General features: G+C 38.5%; 15 protein-coding genes and 2 pseudogenes. 14 read left to right on the plus strand and 3 right to left on the minus strand.

The window, feature by feature from the left end:
* Positions 1 to 792, minus strand: coding sequence for an MBL fold metallo-hydrolase (locus tag ACYQ3A_RS08720; RefSeq protein WP_459896918.1), 792 nt, complete (start codon positions 790 to 792; stop codon positions 1 to 3).
* Between the two features lie 141 nt (positions 793 to 933).
* Here ACYQ3A_RS08720 and ACYQ3A_RS08725 point away from each other — a divergent pair, with 141 nt between their 5' ends.
* The 6 genes and pseudogenes from ACYQ3A_RS08725 to ACYQ3A_RS08750 all read left to right on the plus strand — a co-directional run.
* Positions 934 to 2,457, plus strand: a complete 1,524-nt coding sequence (locus ACYQ3A_RS08725) for a hypothetical protein (RefSeq protein ID WP_459896919.1) — start codon at positions 934 to 936, stop codon at positions 2,455 to 2,457.
* Positions 2,458 to 2,761: 304 nt separating this feature from the next.
* A complete protein-coding gene (locus ACYQ3A_RS08730; RefSeq protein WP_459896920.1) occupies positions 2,762 to 3,427 on the plus strand; it encodes a hypothetical protein in 666 nt (221 codons plus the stop codon).
* A gap of 6 nt (positions 3,428 to 3,433) precedes the next feature.
* Entirely contained in the window at positions 3,434 to 4,861 is a 1,428-nt protein-coding gene (locus ACYQ3A_RS08735) for an SPOR domain-containing protein (RefSeq protein ID WP_459896921.1), read from the plus strand.
* Positions 4,842 to 5,912, plus strand: a complete 1,071-nt coding sequence (locus ACYQ3A_RS08740) for a FecR family protein (protein ID WP_459897449.1) — start codon at positions 4,842 to 4,844, stop codon at positions 5,910 to 5,912. Before ACYQ3A_RS08735 ends, ACYQ3A_RS08740 begins: the two co-directional genes overlap by 20 nt.
* The gene (locus ACYQ3A_RS08745; protein WP_459896922.1) at positions 5,909 to 7,960 is read left to right on the plus strand and encodes a CHASE2 domain-containing protein; all 2,052 of its coding nucleotides are present in this window, start codon (positions 5,909 to 5,911) and stop codon (positions 7,958 to 7,960) included. The genes ACYQ3A_RS08740 and ACYQ3A_RS08745 overlap by 4 nt, the downstream gene beginning before the upstream one ends.
* Before the next feature lie 11 nt (positions 7,961 to 7,971).
* Positions 7,972 to 8,446 (plus strand): annotated as a pseudogene (locus ACYQ3A_RS08750) (AAA family ATPase); the annotation flags it as partial.
* 162 nt (positions 8,447 to 8,608) lie between these two features.
* Here ACYQ3A_RS08750 and ACYQ3A_RS08755 read toward each other — a convergent pair.
* Both ACYQ3A_RS08755 and ACYQ3A_RS08760 read right to left on the minus strand, forming a co-directional pair.
* Positions 8,609 to 9,109: pseudogene (locus ACYQ3A_RS08755) on the minus strand (transposase); the annotation flags it as partial.
* Between the two features lie 502 nt (positions 9,110 to 9,611).
* Positions 9,612 to 10,415, minus strand: coding sequence for a motility protein A (locus ACYQ3A_RS08760; protein ID WP_459896923.1), 804 nt, complete (start codon positions 10,413 to 10,415; stop codon positions 9,612 to 9,614).
* Between the two features lie 237 nt (positions 10,416 to 10,652).
* On the opposite strand from ACYQ3A_RS08760, the gene ACYQ3A_RS08765 reads away from it, so the two are divergent.
* From ACYQ3A_RS08765 to ACYQ3A_RS08800, 8 genes are read left to right on the plus strand one after another with little or no spacing between them, the layout of a single operon-like run.
* Positions 10,653 to 11,144, plus strand: a complete 492-nt coding sequence (locus tag ACYQ3A_RS08765; protein WP_459896924.1) for an HIT family protein — start codon at positions 10,653 to 10,655, stop codon at positions 11,142 to 11,144.
* Positions 11,145 to 11,146: 2 nt separating this feature from the next.
* Positions 11,147 to 12,202 (plus strand): tetratricopeptide repeat protein, encoded by a 1,056-nt coding sequence (locus ACYQ3A_RS08770; protein WP_459896925.1) that lies wholly within the window; start codon positions 11,147 to 11,149, stop codon positions 12,200 to 12,202.
* Entirely contained in the window at positions 12,192 to 16,133 is a 3,942-nt protein-coding gene (locus ACYQ3A_RS08775) for a translocation/assembly module TamB domain-containing protein (protein ID WP_459896926.1), read from the plus strand. Before ACYQ3A_RS08770 ends, ACYQ3A_RS08775 begins: the two co-directional genes overlap by 11 nt.
* A complete protein-coding gene (gene rnhC, locus ACYQ3A_RS08780) occupies positions 16,123 to 16,938 on the plus strand; it encodes a ribonuclease HIII (RefSeq protein ID WP_459896928.1) in 816 nt (271 codons plus the stop codon). The genes ACYQ3A_RS08775 and rnhC overlap by 11 nt, the downstream gene beginning before the upstream one ends.
* Complete coding sequence (gene sppA, locus ACYQ3A_RS08785; RefSeq protein ID WP_459896929.1) at positions 16,935 to 17,813, plus strand: signal peptide peptidase SppA; 879 nt, start codon at positions 16,935 to 16,937, stop codon at positions 17,811 to 17,813. Before rnhC ends, sppA begins: the two co-directional genes overlap by 4 nt.
* Positions 17,770 to 18,378, plus strand: coding sequence for a lytic transglycosylase domain-containing protein (locus tag ACYQ3A_RS08790; protein ID WP_459896930.1), 609 nt, complete (start codon positions 17,770 to 17,772; stop codon positions 18,376 to 18,378). Before sppA ends, ACYQ3A_RS08790 begins: the two co-directional genes overlap by 44 nt.
* A 10-nt stretch (positions 18,379 to 18,388) precedes the next feature.
* On the plus strand, positions 18,389 to 19,672 hold the full coding sequence (gene purD, locus ACYQ3A_RS08795; protein WP_459896932.1) for a phosphoribosylamine--glycine ligase: 1,284 nt from the start codon (positions 18,389 to 18,391) through the stop codon (positions 19,670 to 19,672).
* Between the two features lie 2 nt (positions 19,673 to 19,674).
* Positions 19,675 to 20,397: a glycerophosphodiester phosphodiesterase gene (locus ACYQ3A_RS08800; RefSeq protein ID WP_459896933.1), complete on the plus strand. Its 723-nt coding sequence runs from the start codon at positions 19,675 to 19,677 to the stop codon at positions 20,395 to 20,397.
* Positions 20,398 to 20,421: the final 24 nt, after the last annotated feature.

Consider the following 20,421-nt stretch of genomic DNA (forward strand, 5'->3'; position numbering starts at 1 on the left):
TCAAACCTCTACAAGCATGTTATCTTCAAGTATTCTTACAAACGGAAGTTTTTCCTCAATCTCCTTTTTTACTTCGTTGTAGTAAGCAGGTTTTATGTGATAGATGTATATGTCAACATTCCTTTTTAAGTTCTTTAAATCGGAAGCCAAGGAAGACGGAGTAAAATGTCCAGATACATCTGCAATTCTCTGTAACCTCGATGGAAACGAGACATCAACGAGAACAGCTTTTATCTTTCTATCGCTATTTATAATTTCCCAAAGGAGAAGATTGCTCTTTGTATCCCCACTCAACACTATTGCTTTACCGTTACTCTCAACTCTAAAACCAAAGGTTTTAACTGTGTGAGCTGCTGGTAGAGGTGTAACTGTAAACTCTCCTACCGTTATATTCTCAAATTCTTTTATCTCAATGAATTCAACTGCGGGTTTTCCGGAAGTGAGGTAGAGCTTTGAAAAGTCAGGCCAGATGGTTTCGTTGAATATATTTTTCCTGAGTGCATCTATCGTTTCGCTGCTCGCATATACTTTTAAACTCTTCTCCATTTTCGTAAATGCAAAATCGAGAAAGAGTGGAAGGTCTATTATATGGTCAAGATGAGAATGGGTTAGAAAAAGGTTCAGAAGCTGATAAGAGTGGTTAACTGCTGAAAAGAGATTTCCAGCATCTATAACAAAATCCCTAAACAGAAAAGAGGTTGTTTTCCGTTCTCTATCTTTCCCTCCAAAAGCTCCAAGAACTTTAAATTTCATTTTTACATTCTTTACAGTGAGAGCATTTGAAGAGTCCACACCTCCTCCATTTTCCTCTACAAAGTGAAAACCCAAGTTTCCCATTAATTTTGATGGAAACATGAAAGATTCTATTTACAGCTTATTCTTTAATATAATAAAATTTTATCATAAGTGGCTAACCGTAATTACGGGGGAATTATGAGAAAAAAACTTGCACTAGCCCTTCCATTCTTTCTCCTTGGCTGCGGGGGAGGAGGTGGAGAAGATTTATCCATGGAAAGTAATGAAGTTCTGCAGCAGGTAGCCCAGTTAAGAACAGTTCCTGTAAAGGTTAACCTCGTTTTTCCGGAGGGAATAGAGAATACAAGGAGTGAAGATGGCACTTACAAAGTTGTATTTCTCGTAAACGGTTTAGACATTTCAACAACTCCTCAGGTTTTTGACAATCTTTCTCCTGGAGAACACTCTTTTACAGTCAATATTCCTGTTGGCGAAAAGAGGTTTATGACAGTTATAATCTCAAAGTTCGACAACGGCGGTATCGAATATCCTCTCTACTATGGTGATGCCTCTTTTGACATGAGCGAAAATGAAACAACAACACTCAATGTTGTAATGAATCTCTCTTTTTACAAGTCTGGAGGGAATAACTACTATCCTGGAGTGGATAAGAAAAAGTTCTTTGGAGATATGAGTGAGGAAACTGCAGATATAGATGTAAACGGAAGGTACTTTGCGGATATCGATTATGCGCCGTCCACCGAATACTCCAATGGTGCAAAGCTTCCAATCAAAAGCTATGCTGTCTACGAATCTTTCAACTCTCTCAATGGAACACCTTACGATGGGTGGAGTTCGCAGATTGTATATACCTATTTAAATAATCCTATTCCTGAAACCCTCTACAACTTTTATTCATTTTTCTACGATTCAGGAATTCCTTCGGTTTTCCCTTCCACACCAACTCCTTTTAACCTCGGTAGTGGTTTTTCGTGGAATCTGATTCCTGAAGAGGGTTACTTCAAAGTTCCAGGGATAGATTTCGATTTTTATGCAGGATTCCAGCTGGAAGAGTGTGAGGTTACATATTCGGAAGGAACATGGTCGGAGCTTCAGAACTGTCAATATCAAGCAACAAAAAGTTTTAATGTAAGTGCGCCCGGAAAACCAAGCGGAGATGTTTACCTCTTTTATAAAACAGGAACTGTAAATGGTAGTGATGTTTATCTCCCGTACTATTTTTCTCTTTCTCCCATTCCTGATACACTTCAGGTTTCGTCAAACCTAAGTTATGTGGTTGAGCACTTTCACGAAGTTACTTACCCTCAGGATAGAATAGAAAAAGATGTAGGTGTGAAAATAAACATTCCTTCAACGCCAGAAGGAAATATTACTGTTAGCCCAACATACGAAACTTATACTGTTCCTGCTGGACAGTACTACGTTGAAGTTTTTTCTAATATGGAGATTCCAACTCCCGTTGATCATGATTACCTACCGGGGTGGGAGGATAAGTTCTCTTTCGGCTTGAACTTTGAAGAAATGATGGATTATCAAAAACTATCATTTGTAAAAGCTCTTTCTCCAGAAGGGCAAACATCTTCTACCAATCTTTACCTTACCCATTGTATCTGGATGGAACGGAAAATACGTACTGGTTCTTGCCAGTGGCGGAAACTTCCATGTTGTAGATGTTTCAGATACAGATTCCGTTACACTTAAAGATGTTTCTATTGCGGGTTCAAGTGACACCAGTGGAAGATACCTTTTTGAACTGACAGGTTCTGATGCCAGTGATTTTACGAGCTGCGTCATCGCATTCAACAGAAAGTCCATTTCTGACGATTCTCCACTTGATATAAGAGAACTATTCAAACCTGATGCATTTCTACCTCTCTACATTTTTAAGGATCTTCCACCAGACAAACTGTTTGTAAAACTTCCCAGTACTGCTTCTTCTGTTAACAGCATAGCCATTGAGTGTAAAAACGAAAATGGAACCTATAAAATTCGTAAATACTTCCACATGGGAAGTCCAATTCAGGCAGCATTTGACTACCCTTCTACCTATACTCAGTCAGAAACATTATCATTCGTAGATAACACATCAGGATATATTACTGCTCATTATGCCACTGCAATCGATTCATCTGCAAAACTCTTCTTATTCTCGAGAATAGGAGATACCTACACTGAATATTCCAGCTATACCAATGATCCAAGCAACAACTACATAGTTGCTTCTGAAGCCATAAAATCCTTCCTCGATCGAATGGGAGATGAAGGAGAAACTGAAGGTATTTTCACGGTCTACGTAACAAACTACAAAGGAGGAACTTATAGAAAGGGGGTTCTTTCTTTCCAGCAGGCAGAGAGTGGGGAAACGGTTACTCTAAATCCGGATGGAACTGCTGATCTGACCTGGGATACGAGTAATTTTTCTCAATGTAGTTCCAACTTAGAACTCCTTCAAGAAACAGCACCACTCACAACAGACAACGATGGAGAAGAGGTAGTTACAACGACTGCAAACTCCATTATATATATCTATAAGCTTTGTCCTACAAGTGATGGAGGAACTGTCTATTATAAGAGGTTTGATATTGCTGAACCGGCACAGACAAGTGGAACTGGAAGTAATGGAACTCTGAATACTGATACAAACATTCCAGATACTTCAACTCCAGGTTAAGGTATGATGAAATTCCTTAAGCAGATTTCCCTGATCCTTGCCTTCCTCTTCCTCCCTCTCTCTTCGGAGGGAGAAGAGTTATTTTCTGTTCAACTTGGTAGTTTTAAGACATACAAGAGTGCTTACAATTTCTTCAACACTCTGCCTTACAATGTTAAACTGTTTCTCTATAGGTCTAAAAACTACTATACCGTCAGAGCAGGGCTCTTCCAAAAAAAGGAAAAGGCAGAGAAAGAAAGGGAGGAGTTAAGGACTAAATTTGGTTTAAATGGAATCGTTGTTAAGACCCTTCCGAAAAAACTCCTTTACCTCTTTTACGATGAGGATTATGAAGAATTTCTAAATCTCTTCTCTAACATCAACATTGAAACACTTCCTCCGTCGGTTGTTTATGCAATCGGAGTTTCCTATTCAAAGATTGGAAAAGTTAAAGAAGCAGAAGAGGTACTTACAGTTGCATTGAAAAAAGGAGAAAAAAAAGCTATTCCAGTTCTTGTAAAACTATACTATGCTGAAGGTAATTACGAAAAACTTGTTTCTTTTTACGAAAGTTCAGACAAAAAGCTTCCCGATTCTGTTCTCTATTACGTCGCCATCGGCTATTTAAAAATGGGGAAATTGGAAAAGTTGAAAAAATTGATAAATACAATTAAGGATGAAAAAGTTAAAGATAGAATTTTTCAAAAGAGAACATCTGCAAAGACCAGCTTCAGCTATGGTTATGATTCAAACATCTATCTTGTCCCGGAGGATACTCCCCTCGAAAAGAGGAGTAGAAACGACTGGTATAAAAAATTTTCTTTCTCTATTATCAACTCAAACGTATTCCGAAGTTATTCATTTTCAGTTCTTGGAAAACGGTTTGAAGACAGGAATAACAGCGATCTTGATATTGTTGTTTTGAACTTCGAGAAAGAAACAAAACTCTCTGGATTCAACTTAGTTTTTCCATCCGCTTCTTATATCTATACAATGAACAGGAATTACTCTCTAACTTTAAAATCTGGAGTCCGGAGAAGGTTTTCTTCCATTTTCCTGTCCTTCCTGTTAGGATGTGAAAGGAACTTTATAAACCAGGATAGAGATAACCTGTTAGCCGAAGGACTTATCTCTTCTAGAGGTTTTAATATCTTCCTTTTATATAGAAACTACTCAGATGCAAATGATAAGTTCTACATCACATTGAGTAAGAATTTAAAGCTAACTATTTCAGAAAAAATAAATCTTTTAGTTTCACCTAAAGTGAAGGTTACAAAATACATGCACTCAACAAGATCAGTAAGACCGGGAGTTTCAGGAAAGCTTTCATTGAAGGTCAAAGGAGGAGAAGCCTATTTAAGGGGTGGATATGAGAAAAACTACGCCCATGATGAAGGAATGGAGTGGGATTATAAGAGGCATTTTGTTGAGCTTGGTGTTAAGTATAGTTTTTAGCCTTCCTGCTCTATCTATGACTGTTGGAAAGATTGAGAAAGCGAAAGGGAGAGTTTCTATACTTAAAAAGGGAAGTTTTAGGGGTATTAATTACAAAAGGGTAAAAGGAAAAATAGAGGTTGGAGATATTGTAAGAACAAAGAGAAAGAGTTTTGCAGATATTTCCTTCATAGACAAAACGAGAGTTCACCTTGAAGAGAGCTCTCGTCTTATTGTTGAAAAATACATACCTGGAAAGGAAGTAACTGTTAGTTCTCCTTCAGGAAAAGTTGTCTATAGAGTGGTAAAAGTCACCCGTGGTGCTTATAGGATAAAAACGCCAACAGCATTGATTGGAGTAAAGGGGACAGAACTCGCAACAATAGTTGACAGTGGAATTTCTGTAGTGGTTGTAAAAGAAGGAGCAGTTGAAGTTGTGAATCCGGAACTGCCCCAATACCGAGTAGTGGTAAAGAGGAATATGGCAACAGTTGTAAAACCGGGAAAACCCCCTGCAAAACCGGTTATTGTCAGCAAAACCGTTATCGAAAAAGTATTTAAGGGTGCAAAGCCTAAGAAGGAAGAAACAAAATCGGAGGAAAAACAAGAAAAAAAACCTGAAAAGAAGTCAGAGGAAAAACAATCTGCAAAAAAAGAGTCTCCTATCCAGGAATCTCCTGCCCAGGCAACTACTCCATCTGCTTCATCTAAGGAAAAACCTACTGAACTCTCAAGAGAACAATCCCCAGCAGCAGCTCCTTCACCCCAGGAACAACCCATAACAGAAGTTCCGCCACCAGCCCAGGAGATTTCATCTCCAGTGGTAACTGCTCCAATGCCGGCTGAAGAAGTTATCCCAACTGAAGAAGTATCTATTCCTGAAGAAACAGTTACAGTTGATACCTCCTCTACAGAAGATTATACAGAGATAGTAACTCAGGAAACAACCCAGGAAATAACTCAGGAAGAAGTAACTGAAGAAGTTATTACAGAAGCGATAGCTAACGTGAAACTTGAAAACGGAATAGTGAAACTAAATGTTGCAATACCTTCAACGGATACTCCAAAGTGAAAAAGTTGCTCCTTGCCTGTTCTATTACTGTTTTAATGGGTATTCTACTTTCCGTCTTTCTTCTTAAGAGAGTTGAACCTTTTTACTCTCTTTCCCTCAGAGTCTCTGACTTTAATTACTCCATCCATAGTGAAAAACTTTCCGATGATGTTATTCTTATTCTTGTTGATGAAAAGAGCATAAATAGGTTTGGAAGATGGCCATGGAACAGGGAAATATTTGCAAAGGGGCTTGAGAAATTAAAGAGTGCTAAGGTAGTAGCACTTGATATGGTGTTCTCTGAAAAAACGAATGAGAAAGATGATGCCTACCTTGCAAAAACGATAGAAGGAATGGAAATTGTTGTCTGCGGTTTTTTCATCAGGAAGAAGGCTACGGAAAATCCACCTGAGGAACTGATCGACATTCTTTCAGATTCTGCGCTTTTTAGAGTTCCGGAAGTTGTTCCGTTTCCCAACGTTGACTACGTTGAGGTGAACATTCCTGAAATAACGGAAAGTTGTCTCCTCTCTGGAACTTTTAACGCAATATCCGATCCCGACGGAAACTTCAGAAGGTATCCTCTTGGATTTGTCTTTGGAGGAAACGTCTATCCTTCTGTAGGAGTTCAGGTTTTAAGGGCTTACACTGGAAGAGATGTGGTTTTTAAAGGAAATTCCCTGCAAGTCGGGAATTACACCATCCCGATGAGAGATGATGGAACGGTCATACTCAACTTCTATCCACTTAGAGACTACCAGAAAAACTCATTTTCCTTTGTTGATCTCTATGAGGGAAAAGTCCCTATGGATAGAATAAGTGGCAAAGTCGTCATTGTTGGAATTTCCGAAGCAGGGGTTACAGATATTAGAGCTACACCTATTGGGCTTGTTCCAGGTCCTTATCTCCACGTTACCTTTGTCTCAAATGCACTTCAGGGAGAACTCCTTGTTGACTCGATACCCCTCACAATTCTGTTCCTTTTCTTTTCTTCACTCTTACTTTCCCTCTTCTACTTTCTTCTTCAACCGGGTATAAGAATTCCACTCTATTTCTTTCTTTTTGCTCTTGTATTTGTTATAGCTTGCTTCTTTTATCTCTACATGAACACAGTTATCTATGACCTATTTATTTACATAGACCTCCTTCTCCTTTCAGTTGGGTTTGAAGCTTACGACTCCTTTTTAAAACACAAACAGGCAAAGTTTTACAAAGGGGTTTTCAGCACCTATGTTTCGCCTGAAGTATTGGAAGAGATAGTTGAAAATCCAGAAAAGTTGAAGCTTGGAGGGGAAAAAAGGGAGATAACAGTTCTTTTCTCTGATATAAGAGGTTTCACTTCCCTTTCGGAGAAGCTTTCTCCGGATAGACTCGTAAAGCTTCTGAATACTTATCTGACACCAATGACCGATATTGTCCTGAAGAATAGGGGAATGCTTGACAAATATATTGGTGATGCCATAATGGCTATCTGGAATGCTCCTATGGAGATAGAAGACCATAGGGAGAAAGCACTCATAACCGGTTTCGAGATGATTAAGAAGCTAAACGAAGTTAACAAAATCCTGAAACAAGAGGACTTCCCAGAGATAAAAATAGGAATAGGAATAAATACCGGAGAAGCCGTTGTTGGAAATATGGGTTCTGAAAAGAGGTTTGAATACACTGCCATAGGCGATACAGTTAACCTTGCATCAAGGCTTGAAGGTCTTAATAAACTTTACATGATGGGTGAAACAGGAGTGCTTACATCGGAGTTTACAGCTTTACCAGTTAAGGATAAAGATTTTCCATTCCTCATCATCGAAGTTGATATGGTAAGAGTTAAAGGCAAGAAGAAGCCCGTGAGGATATTCACTCTCCTTGAAAAAGGAGATAAAACGGAAGAGATTAAAGAAGTGTATGAAAAGGCTCTTTCACTTTACAGAGAAGTGCAGTTTAAAGAGGCACTTAAACTATTTTCGAAGATCGAATTTAATCCTGCAAAAGTAATGGCTGAAAGGTGTAGAGAGCTCCTCCAGAATCCACCTGAAGAATGGGATGGTGTTTACACTGCAAAGACCAAATGAAAGGGAGTAAGATGGCTTACGTTGCTATACCGAGGAAATACAGACCAAAGAAGTTTTCTGAAGTTACCGACAGGAGTTCATAACCGAGACCTTCAAGAACGCAATCAGGACTGGAAGGTTTGCTCAAGCCTACATCTTCGCTGGTCCTAGATGTGTAGATAAAACCACAACTGCGAGGATCGTTGCTAAAGCTCTTAACTGTGAAAATCCACTGGATGGAGAACCCCTTGCAACCAGTATCCAAACTGTCTTGCAATCTCAAAAAGCTCTTTCCTCGATGTTATAGAAATTGATGCTACAACAAACAAGGAAATTGACCAAATAAGGGAGCTCCGAGAGTCTGTTAACTATTAAGGGAAGAAAAAGGTCTATATCATTGATGAATTCCATATGCTTATCAAAGAAGCTTTTAATGCTCTTCTCAAAACACTTGAAGAACCCCCAGAGCATGTTGTTTTCATTCTTGCAACAACTGAGATAGAGAAGTTTGTCTTCAGGAAGATTCTGAGTTGATGGTAGAAACTTTGAAAGAAATTTGCCAGAAAGAGATGAGAGTGTTTGAAAAATCACTACAATAAACACAGCACATAGATTAAACAGAACAAACTTTGCAAGAACAAACAACATAGCAATATGAAAACTCTTAGTTCTCTCATAAATGCAAAGAGCCTGCTTCTCCTCTCCAAACAGAGCCTCAATCCTGCCTCTCTGTTTGTAAAGACCATCAGAATCAACAAGTTGCTGAGCAACCTTCCTAAACTCACTCCTGACAATTCCCTGATTCCTAATCTTCACATAAGGTTTAAAACCAGCAGAAAGAACCTGGCAGATAAAATCTTCACTGTCATAACCCTTATCAGCTAAAAGAGTTTTACCTTCTACTATTCTTCTGAAAGCTTCCTCAAGGCTTATCCATTGAAGAACCTGTACTTCAAGCTTGGGCTCATTTGAATACCCTTTACCAACTACTGCACCGACAACAACTCTTTTACCACTTTTGAAATGAACGGAGAGAGCTACCACTTTCACGTGATTCCTTATCTTCTCTATCTCTGTTCCTCTCAGTATTTTGAGAGGGTAAAGCTCCTCATACTTAAAGCCTGTTCCGTCAATGATGAAGTAAGAGATGTTTTTCTCTTTTCCCTTTATACACCTCTAGAACAGGTAGTCAATCAGGTCTTCAAGGAGTAGGAAAGGAAGTTGTTTTAGACATAGTAGTACGTTGAATGGTCTGGAATACTTTCTTCTCCAAAGATAGCTTTTTCAAAGTCTTCAATTTCTCTGGAGGTATGCTTTGACTATTTTGAGTATTTTCTTGGGGTTTAGTTTTTTCGGTCTCATAGAGAGAAAGGATAGGCTTTTTTATTTGTCTTGGCAATTTTTAAACACCCTCATTTGTTATAGTTCCAGATATGATAGCTTAAAGTAAAAAAACTTATGTTTGACAATGTTTTCAGCTATTGTAATAGAATCTACGATATATGTACGATATCTTGTGTAAGCAGAAGCTCAGGAAATAGAAAATGGAACCACTATAACAACATGAAGTTCAACTCTTCCCAGCAGAAGTACAGGAGAGACTCCTTGATTCCCAGCATACATCTACAAAAAGGAAAAGCTCAAGCTTGAAATAAAAATATCTGAATATCTATCATCCTTCTATGTCCGGTTTCTTCTCGGTCTTCTTTACGGTAATGTCATTGTTTTTGCCTATCAGAGATTCCATAAGGGAGTCTTTAATAACTCTCGGAGAAAGTCCTTCCAGGATGAAGATGATAGCTTTTTCTGTAAGGTTGAGGAGAACTTCCTCTTTGGATCTCAAATATCGAAGCCTTGAAGCTATAGGAGTAAATATCATGTTCGAAATTATCAATCCATAAAAAGTGGTTAACAAAGCCAAAGCAAGTCCTTGTCCTATTGTTGATGGGTCTTTGAGATTTGCAAGCATATATACCAGTCCTATTACTGTCCCAAGAAGTCCAAAAGCTGGAGCATAAGTTCCAAGAATCTCCATAAAGCTTATGGCGTTATCTATGTCTTCAAGGTATGTCTTCTTTTCAATTTCAAAGATTTCTTTTATTTGCTTAACATCTGATATTTCCATTGCGAGTTGAACAGCCCTTTTTATTCCTGGATAAGGTACTTCTCTTGAATTAACAACTCTCTCAAGCCCAAATAATCCTTCCTTTCCAAAAGCTATACTGAGTTCATTTAAGAAGTTAATGAATTCCAACATATCTATCCTTCTACTAACAATTGCTCTTAAAACAGGAGTAACGATTCTTTCGATTACGTCAAGAGGAAGGGAAGCTAAACCAGCCGCAAATGTTCCAACAATAACAAAGAGAATTGAAGAGATTTCAAAAAAGAGCTTTGGATTTCCTCCCACTGCTAAGGTTGTCACTAAAACAGCAAATGGAGAAAGAAGGATAAGAACAGAAAGGACTCCAAACATTCTCTCTCCCTTACCCTGGAAATTTAGTAAAGGATTGAACAATTTATATCTAAATTTTTACTATATCCAGAGTCCAACTTATCTATGAAAACCACATTGGGGGAAAATGGTTAGAAGATCCTTGAATTACTTCACAAGTATGACGCCAAATTTTTTTGCTGCACTGTGAACCTTAGGATTAACATAAAGTCTGGTAAAATCTTGGATGATATTAAACTTTGAGCTCAGGGGGTTCAATTGGAAGTCATTTGGGCACCGTGGAGGCTTTCCTACGTGAGTAAAGTTACTAAGGGAGAGAAGAGAGGTTGCTTTATCTGTAATGCTATAGAGGATGATCCAGCAAAGGATAGAGAGAATCTGCTTCTTTATAGAGGAAAAAAAGCGATAGTGATTTTCAACAGATTTCCTTACAACACTGCACACCTTATGGTCTGTCCTGTGAGACACACTGGAGATTTCCTTTCTCTTCTTCCAGAGGAAATGGCAGAAATTGATGAACTCCTGAAACGTTCTATAAGGGCAATAAAGAGAGCTTACAATCCAGATGGTTTCAATATCGGTCTGAATCTAGGAAAGGTTTCAGGAGGAAGCGTTGATACTCATATCCATTACCACGTTGTTCCAAGATGGCTGGGAGATACCAATTTCATGCCTGTTGTTGGAGGAGCAAAAGTAATTCCCCAATCCCTTGAAGAGACTTATGATATTCTCAAAAAGTTCTGGGAATAGAGATGATAGATCACTTGATTAGAATTTTTAATAAGAGAGAGAAACCTTCCGTTACAGGTTATCTCAAAAAGCTTTCAATAAATAGACAGGATCTGATTGAGCAGGTCCCTGAGATTGATGTGGAAAATCCGGTTAACGCGTATGTGACACTTGCTATCCTGTTGAAAGAAAAAGGAGAGTTCTACAAGAGCTTAAAGATTCTTGAGAAACTTAAGAAAGAGAACCTTTCTGAAAGTGAGAGAAAGCTCGTTTATCTTAACCTTGCACTTGTCTACAAATCTGCTGGTTTCATAGATAGAGCTGAGGAAGCTTTAAAAGAGGGAATTTCTCTATTCCCATCGGAGAGTTTCTTTTACTACGAACTGGCTCGGATAAAGAAGATCTCGGGGAAGTTAGAAGAAGCAGTAGAGCTCCTTGAGAAAGCTGTTGAACTTAAAAAAGAGTTTGAAGATGAGCTTATTCATACCAGACTTTACCTTGCTGATAGCTACATTGAAAAAGGAAGAACAGACAAAGCCTTCAGAATTCTTAGGAAACTTGAAGTAAAAATACCTATTCCTCTCTTCTACTACGTTCTTTCAAAACTATACTACTCTGTCGGGGAGATAGAACGGGGATATAGAAGAGCTCTTCAGGGCATGAAGCTCTCTCCAAAGCATCAAGTGCCGTTTTTGAAGGTTATAGAAGAGTTTGAAGGACTTTCAATAGAGAAGCTTAAAAAGATAATAAAGGAAATAGGATTATCTCCTAAGCTTGGAAAACTGCTTGCCAATAAACTTATCGAATCTGGAGAACGTGAGGAATTACTCAATCTACTTACGGAGCTCAACAAGAAATTTCCTTCTGATCCAGAGATTAAGGAACTCTACCTTAAAAGTCTGTGGGAAGCAGGAAAGAGAAAGCAGGTTGTTGATGAGATTGGAAATTTCCTTTTTATTCTGAAGCAGAAGAAAAAAAATTTTAAATGCGAAAACTGTGGTTACGAAACCAACACTTTCGACTGGATATGCCCAAGGTGCAGGCAGTGGGAAACTCTGGAGATGAGCTGTGAGGACTGACCGGGAATTCTGGAAAGCCTTTCTAAAATCCGCAAAACACGGAAGAATTCATAAATTCCTGAAACTCATTTTCATAGTTGCTTTTCTCTACTTCTCCTTCTTAGTAGGAAAAGATCTCATTTCTTTTTACTTAGAACAGAAAAAAGTAACGAAAATCCAATATAAAGACATATCTCTATCTTATAGAGATGGAAATCTAATTTTCAAGGCTGGGGAGTTTCTCTTCAAGAAACCCGAGTTACAAATAAAAACATCCGGAGTAGAAATTTCTCTTAAAGTCTGGAAATCAATAAAGGATTTTAAACCTGACTTTTCACTGATAAAGGCCAAAGAAATAGAAGTTAACCAGTATTTGATAAAGAAAAAAAAGTATCTGCCTGAGCTTACTCTAAAGCTACCCTTCTATGCAGAAACCGTTTCTATCGGAAGATTCAAATACTCTACTCCTGAAGTTAAATTAGATGGAGACTCCATCTATATCGGGAAGGAGAAGTTTCAGATAGGCGGTTTAGATGGAACTATTAAAGGCACAGAAATTCACCTTAAACCATTAAAAGGAAGAGTGGTAAACAACGAACTTCTATTTTCCGGTCTGGAGTTTTCTTTTGGCTCCTATGAATTATCAGGAAGGGGAAGGCTGAGAAAGGACCTTTCCTTTGCAACTTTTGATGGTTCCTTTAAGGGAAAAGGATTTCAGGTTTTATTTAATCTAAAGAAGTCAAACAGAAATCTGGAATCGAAAGGAACGACTGGAATTGAAAAAATCGGAAAGATTGATTACTCACTCAGAGGGGAACTGGGAAAAGAACTGAAGGTTTCCAAGGGAAAAGTGATCTATCAGGACATAAAAGCAGATTTTTCTGGAAGGTTTAATCTTCAGGACTTTTCTATTGAAGGAAAAGTACAGGGGAAAGAGTTTAAGAAGGATATTGTTTTGGTTAGGGCAATTTCAGGAACCTTCAGTGTTGAAGGAAGTTACAAGGAACCTCTTCTGAAGTGGAATCTTAACGGAAAAGAACTGGAATCCTCAATTATCTCTCTTAAAAACCTTTCCCTCTCTGGAGATTTCCAAAAGCGTAAGCTAAACCTTGTGGCAAGGTCTGATTCAATAGATCTATTCTTGAACCTTAACGAAAAGGAAGGAAAGGGCAGTTTTAAACTCAAGAAGTTCAACATCGATAACTTGAAACCTGTTTCCTTAAAGAGGAAAAAATACGGTAGATGGATTCCTTCAGTCACTATATCAGGTGATGGAAAATTCAAACTTGAAGACCTTAAACTTGTTTCTTATTCTGGCAGCTTTACAGTTGGCAAATTTTTCTTCAGAGGATTTTCATCCTCTGGAGCTCTAACACTGAAAGGAACTCCAAAAAACGTTTCTTACTCTCTTCTTCTCTCTTCAGATAAAGAAAGACTAATCTCCAAAGGAATTATTGATCTGAAGCAGTTCACTATAAACGCCTCTTTTTCAGGAGAAAATCTTGAAGTTTCTTCCTTAGACTTCCTTAAGAAGATAGGACTTGAAGGAAGAGTAATTGGAGGAGGAAAACTGTGGGGAAAGCTTAAAAATCCTGAAGGGGCATTCGTTTATAGTTCGGAAAACCTTTCATTTAGAGGTGTAAACTTAGGAAGTGTCAGAGGAAATGTAGATCTTCAAAACTTCTATCTTTCAATAACCGGTAAAACGAAGAAAGAGAATGTCGTACTTAATAGTCTTCGTCTGCACCTAAGAAAACCTATGGAATTCCTCCTTGATGGAAAAGTAGAATCAATAGATGTGGCGTCAGTAGAAAAGATACTGAAAAGCCTTAAGGTTGAAATTCCAACTACCCTTACGGGAGACATAACAGGAAACTTTTTAATTTACTCTTCAGATATAAAAAAGCTAAAAGATCTATCTGTCTCTGTAAATGTATCCTCTTATAACGGAGAATTTTCCATAGATAGAATATCTGGAACTGTTAAAGACGTTGCAGGATCTATAATTTACAACAGTTATGACAAACTGAACTTTGAGCTTTCAGGAAGTGGAAAGACCCTAAAAGTAGGGGAATTATCTCTAAAAGATGGAGGATTCAAGCTAATTCTGAAAGATAAAAAACTTCTCTTGTTGTTTACCGGTCTTTCTTCTGAAATGTTAAAGAAGAGTGATATCTCTGGAAGCTTTAACGTTGATCTCAATGAAAGGGAAATTAGCGGAAACGTAAAAGTAGATGGCACTTTTGAGAAAGGCGAAATCACGTCAAAACTTAAATTGAATCTCAATATAGATGGAAATTTTGAGTCCTTGATGGTCAAAGTTGGTGGTAACCTTACCATTAACTATTCCTACCTTGAAAAACCACTGGATTTCAAAATATCTGGAACCATAGAAGAACCAAAGAATATAGGTAACATAGCTCTAAGGAGGGGTGGCAATACAGTAAGAATACTCCTCTTTGGTGATAGGATAAATCTGGTAGGAGTCCTCAGGCACGCTAATCTCAAGTTTCCGGACGGAACGGTTCACATAAAGATGGCTTTTGTAAATCTTGACCTTAAAAGTCTCTCCGGAGATATAACCATTCCTGCTTTTGACGTTAAGCCGGATAGATTCTACAAACTCTATTCAGTTTCCGGTCTCTACATTAAACTAAATAGGGGTAAACCAGAGATTTCTGGTTGTAGATTTTCCTATATAGATGGCTGGATTGAATTCAATGGTCTAAAAGTTAAAGAGAACAGCTTAAAGGGTAACTTCCTTGCACTGGCTGGAGTAAAAGGACTTATCTATCTTACTGATTTTAAAAAGGAAGTAAGGTATGTGAGAGGCAATACAGAAATTTCTGGTTCTTTTGATTATGGAAAGGAATTAAGTTATTCATTAACGTTCTCTTCCACTGGAATCGATGCACGTGTTAATTACATTCTGGAGAAAATTTCTGTTATCAATTTAAAAGGAAAGTTCGAGAACGGAAAATTAACTTCTCTCTTTGCTGAAATAAATGCAGGAGATGGCAATGTTGTCGTTAATGGCAACGAAAAGGAGATCGTTATTTCAATTTCAGAGATTCCTGTGGGTCAGTCTGGATCGTGGAAGAGCATTATCTCAGGAAATGCTATCTTCAAAGAAAACAGATTAACCGGAAAACTAAATCTTGCAAAAACAAGACTTTTCTTTAACGAAAAGAAAGAAAAAGAAGAAAAACAGGAACTGGGTAAAATTCCTGTTGATCTTTCTCTTGACCTTTACTTCACCGATACTGTCACAATAAAGGGATCTCTCTTCTCCTTGAGAATCCTGCCCAAATTGAAGCTTCAGTCTATAAATGAAAAATTGGTTATCTCTGGCAGCTTCTACGTTGTAGATGGAGAAATAGACTATATGGGTAAAAAATTTAAAATCCTCTACGGTACAGGAGTCATTGATAATATCATTGAACAAAGAGGAACTATTGACATACTGGCAAGTTCTTACATTTCAGGATACTACATCTACATGCACATAAAAGGTCCTTTCAAGTCTCCTAAGCTCTACCTCTCTTCTGATCCTCCTCTAACCAGGGAGCAGATTTTGAACCTTATAATGACTGGAGCATCTCCAGAGCAGGTGGAGGAGAGTTCGGAACTCTTTCCAGCTGTTCAGGTTGCATACTATGCAACAGCGTACCTATTCAAGCCGATAGAAAAGCAGTTCAGGGAAGTCTTGAGACTCGAAAACTTTTCAATAGAGCCATACATCACGAAATACGGTGAAACTGTTGCAAAGATAACGCTTGTGAAGAGACTTTCAGGAAGGATTAGAATAATAGGATATGAGACAACCGGACAAAGACCAGAATACGGAGGAAGTATCCAGTACTTCCTGACAAATAGATCCTATTTTGAGACAAAGTACAACAGCTATTATGGACCAGAATTTGGTGTGGGGTTTGAATTAAATGTTAAGTAGAGAACAGATTGAACTTCTGGTAAAGAAATTGAAAGGAAAAGGAGCAAAAGAAGAAGCACCTCCTGCATATGCCCTTTACAAATTGAAAAAGGACAAAGGGATTCTGACCATTTATAAAACGGGCAGCATAACCTTTGGAGGTAAGGATCCATCATTTTTCAAAGAAGAAGTGGTGAAGTTCTATTTGCAAAACATAGGTAAAACTCTCAGAATAGGTTGTGATGAAGCTGGGAAAGGGGAGTTTATAGGACCTTTAGTGGTTGCCTGCGTGTACGCTGATGAAAAGTGCTTAAAAAAACTTGTAGAGTTAGGAGTAAAAGATTCAAAAAACCTCTCAAAAGCGAGAATCCTGAAAATGACAGAAGAAATAAAGAAACATTGCCGTGGACAGGTAAAGGTTATTATGCCATCTCAGTACAACAGACTGTATGAGAAGTACAAAAATCTCAACAGGCTTTTAGAAGCCGTTTACGTTGAAATACTGGAGAAGTTGATAGAAAAGTATCATCCAGAAAAAGTAATTGTCGATAAGTTTAGTTCTAAGCTTGAAGAAATTCTTGAAGAAAGATTTAAAGAAACCCAGTTCGAAATTGTTCCCAAAGCAGAAAGGGATCCTGTGGTAGCTGCTGCTTCAATCGTTGCAAAAGCGGAAAGGCTAAAAGCTATGGATAAGTTGAGAAAGGAGTTGGGAGTTGAACTCCCAGAAGGGAACCTGGATAACCAGAAGATCCTTCAACTAATACCTTCAGAATTTCGTCATAAATTTGTAAAGATGCACTTTAAAACAGATAGGAGTAAGAGATGAAAAAACTCAAAACTTTCTTTACAGCATTGGGGGTGGTCTTTTTCTTCCTGATAGTTATTTCTATTTTAAAAGGTATCTTCTTGCCTGAGGTTTCAGTCCCCGGGGATAAAATAGGACTTGTAAAGGTCGAGGGAGTTATAAAAAGTTCTGATACCTACCTGAAGCTTCTGGATAAATTGGAAGGGGACGAAGATGTTAAGGCAATAGTTTTAAGGGTTGATTCTCCTGGAGGAGTTGTAGGTGCCTGTCAGGAAATTCACGATAAGATTAAAGAGATTTCACAAAAGAAGCCTGTGGTTGTTTCAATGGGATCTATTGCAGCTTCTGGAGGACTGTACATATCGGTTCCTGCAACAAAGATTGTTGCAAACCCTGGAACGATAACTGGCAGCATAGGAGTTATACTTCAATCCTACAACGTCAAACAGCTCGCTGACAAGATAGGAATAAAAGTAATAACTGTAAAAAGCGGGAAGTTTAAGGATCTGCTGAATCCTTTTAGAGAACCGGACAAAAAAACTCTTCAGATTCTTCAGACTCTTATAGATGATTCGTACAACCAATTTGTTGAAGCAGTTGCAGAAGGCAGAAAACTTTCCGTTGAAAAGGTTAAGAAATTTGCAGATGGAAGGATCTTTACAGGAAGACAGGCAAAGGAGCTCGGCCTTGTTGATGAACTGGGTAACTTTGATAGAGCAATTGAAGTTGCAAGGGAACTTTCAAAATCCCCTGATGCGAGGATTTTTGAAGCAAAACCAAGGAAAACTTTTATTCAAAAACTTTTCGGTGAACGAACAGAAGAGTTGTTAAACAACTTATCGCGAGTAATAAATGGAGAAGTGGAAAGTTTTTACGTTATGTATCTCCTTGATTAACCTCTTTTCTCTGCCAGCATTTGGATGGATAAAGGTCTATGAGAAGAATGGAATTGTCTATATTGTTGGGGAGGGAGAAAAAAGATTTAAGAAGCCAAAAGTAAAAGAAGTTAACTATATAAAAGAGAGAGCTCGCTACTACGCCAGAAAGTATGGAATTCCTGAAAATCTCTTCCTAAAACTTGTTAAAGCTGAGTCCAACTTCAATCCAAAGGCTGTTTCTTCCAAAGGAGCCAAAGGGCTTTGCCAGCTCATGCCAGATACAGCCAGAATGCTTGGTGTAAAGAATGTTTTTGATGTAGATGAAAATCTTGAAGCCGGAGCAAGATACCTCAGAATGTTGTACGAAAAGTACAAAGACTGGAAACTTGCTCTTGCAGCCTACAATGCAGGTTCAGGAGCTGTTGATAGATACGGCTCAGTCCCCCCGTACAAGGAAACTCAGAATTACGTCAGGAGAATTCTTGAAAAGAGAGAGAACTACAACAGAATCAGGAAAAAATACAGAATCGTCATGAAAAAAGTTGGCAATACTGTTATAATTTCCCAGCAATACATAGAGTAGGAGATGAAAGATGAAAGTCCTTGTTATAGGTTCAGGTGGAAGAGAACACGCCCTCGTATGGAAACTTGCACAGAGTCCAAAAGTTGAAAAGGTCTACGGTGCTCCTGGCAACCCAGGAATAGCCCAAATTGGTGAGTGCGTTAATATATCTCCTACTGACATAAAAGGACTTGTCGACTTTGCAGAAAAAGAAGGGATTGATCTTACGGTTGTGGGACCGGAAGCTCCCCTTGTCGTCGGAATAGTTGATGAATTTGAAAGTAGAGGTCTCAAAATCTTTGGACCTTCAAAAGAGGCAGCAAAGCTCGAGGGTAGCAAGGCCTTCTCAAAAGAGATGATGAAAAAGTATGGAGTTCCAACTGCAGATTTTGAAGTTTTTGACAATCCAGAAAAAGCAAAAGAGTACATAAAAGAGAAGGGGGCTCCAATAGTCGTAAAAGCCGATGGTCTTGCAGCTGGAAAGGGAGTCGTTGTTGCGCAGAACGTTGAAGAGGCACTTGAAGCCATTGACAAGATAATGATAGAGAAAGTTTTTGGAGATGCTGGAAACAGGGTGGTTGTAGAAGACTGTTTAGTTGGAGAGGAAGCTTCCTATCTGGTTGTGACAGACGGAGAAAACTTTATCCCCCTTGCAACTGCTCAGGATCACAAAGCAGTGTTTGACGGAGATAAGGGTCCAAATACAGGAGGAATGGGAGCCTATTCACCAGCACCGGTTCTTTCGGAAGAGATGGAGAAAGAGGTTCAAGAAAAGGTTATAAAACCGATACTTAGAGGAATGAGAGAGGAAGGTCATCCTTTCAAAGGAATTCTTTATGCTGGTCTTATGATAACGGAAGAAGGTCCAAAGGTTCTCGAGTTTAATGTGAGATTTGGAGATCCAGAAGCTCAGATTATCCTGAGAAGGCTTAAAACAGATCTTGTGGACGTCTGCCAGAGCGTTATTGAAGGAAAGTTAATTGATAGCCTTGAGTGGATACCTGAAACAGCAATCTGTGTTGTTCTTGCATCAAAAGGATATCCCGGAAAGTATGAAAAAGGTAAAGTCATAACCGGCATAGAAGAAGCTGAGAAAATCGATAACGTTGTTGTCTTCCACGCTGGAACGGCAATAAAAGATGGAAAACTTGTAACAAACGGTGGAAGAGTTCTTAACGTTACAGCACTTGGCAAAGATATTGTTAAAGCAAGAGAAAACGTCTATAAAGCCATAGAAAAGATTCACTTCGACGGAATGCACTACAGAAAGGATATAGGACTCAAAGCATTGAAGAGACTAAATAGCGGTAATTAATTGTGGAAATCCTTGAAAAGCTTTCGATAAAGCCCTTTTCTATTGTTGGTCACAGAGGGGCAGCGGGCAGGCTGCCCGAAAATACTCTACGGGCTTTTCAGTTTGCTATAGAAGCTGGAGCCGATGTTGTAGAGTGTGATGTAAGAAGAACAAAGGATGGAAAGCCAATTGTTCTTCACGATAAGGACTTTAAAAGGGTTGCAGGGATAAAGAAATCTCCATCAGAAATGACACTTGAGGAGATAAAAAAAGAGGTGAGGGTTGGGGGAACTGAGGAGGTCCCAACGCTTGAAGAAGTTATAGAACTCACAAATGGAAGAGTAGGTCTCTTCATCGAAATAAAAGAACCTGAAATTTCTGAAAAGATAGCAGAAACAGTTAAAAATTTCGGGAATTACTACTGGATAGCCTTTGTCAGTTTTTATGAAGAAGCCTTGGTTAAAATTAAATCGTTCCTTCCCGACGCTGTTACCGGACTCATCTATGTGAGACCGCACGGAAAGATTGTTGAAGCAAAGAAGCTAAGAAGCCAAATAGTTCTTCCTCAGTGGAAACTGGGTACAGAAAAAGCCATAGCCTTTGCCCACAAACTGGGTTTAAAGGTTGTATCCTGGGTGATAAACGACGAAAAAACAGCTAAGGAAGTTCTTTCAAGAAAAGCTGACGCAATGGCAACAGATCTTCCAGATTTGCTTGTTGAGTTTAGAAAATCCTTAATTCAGTAGTCAGTCAAAACAACATCGAATCTA

The organism is Desulfurobacterium crinifex (assembly GCF_054656775.1).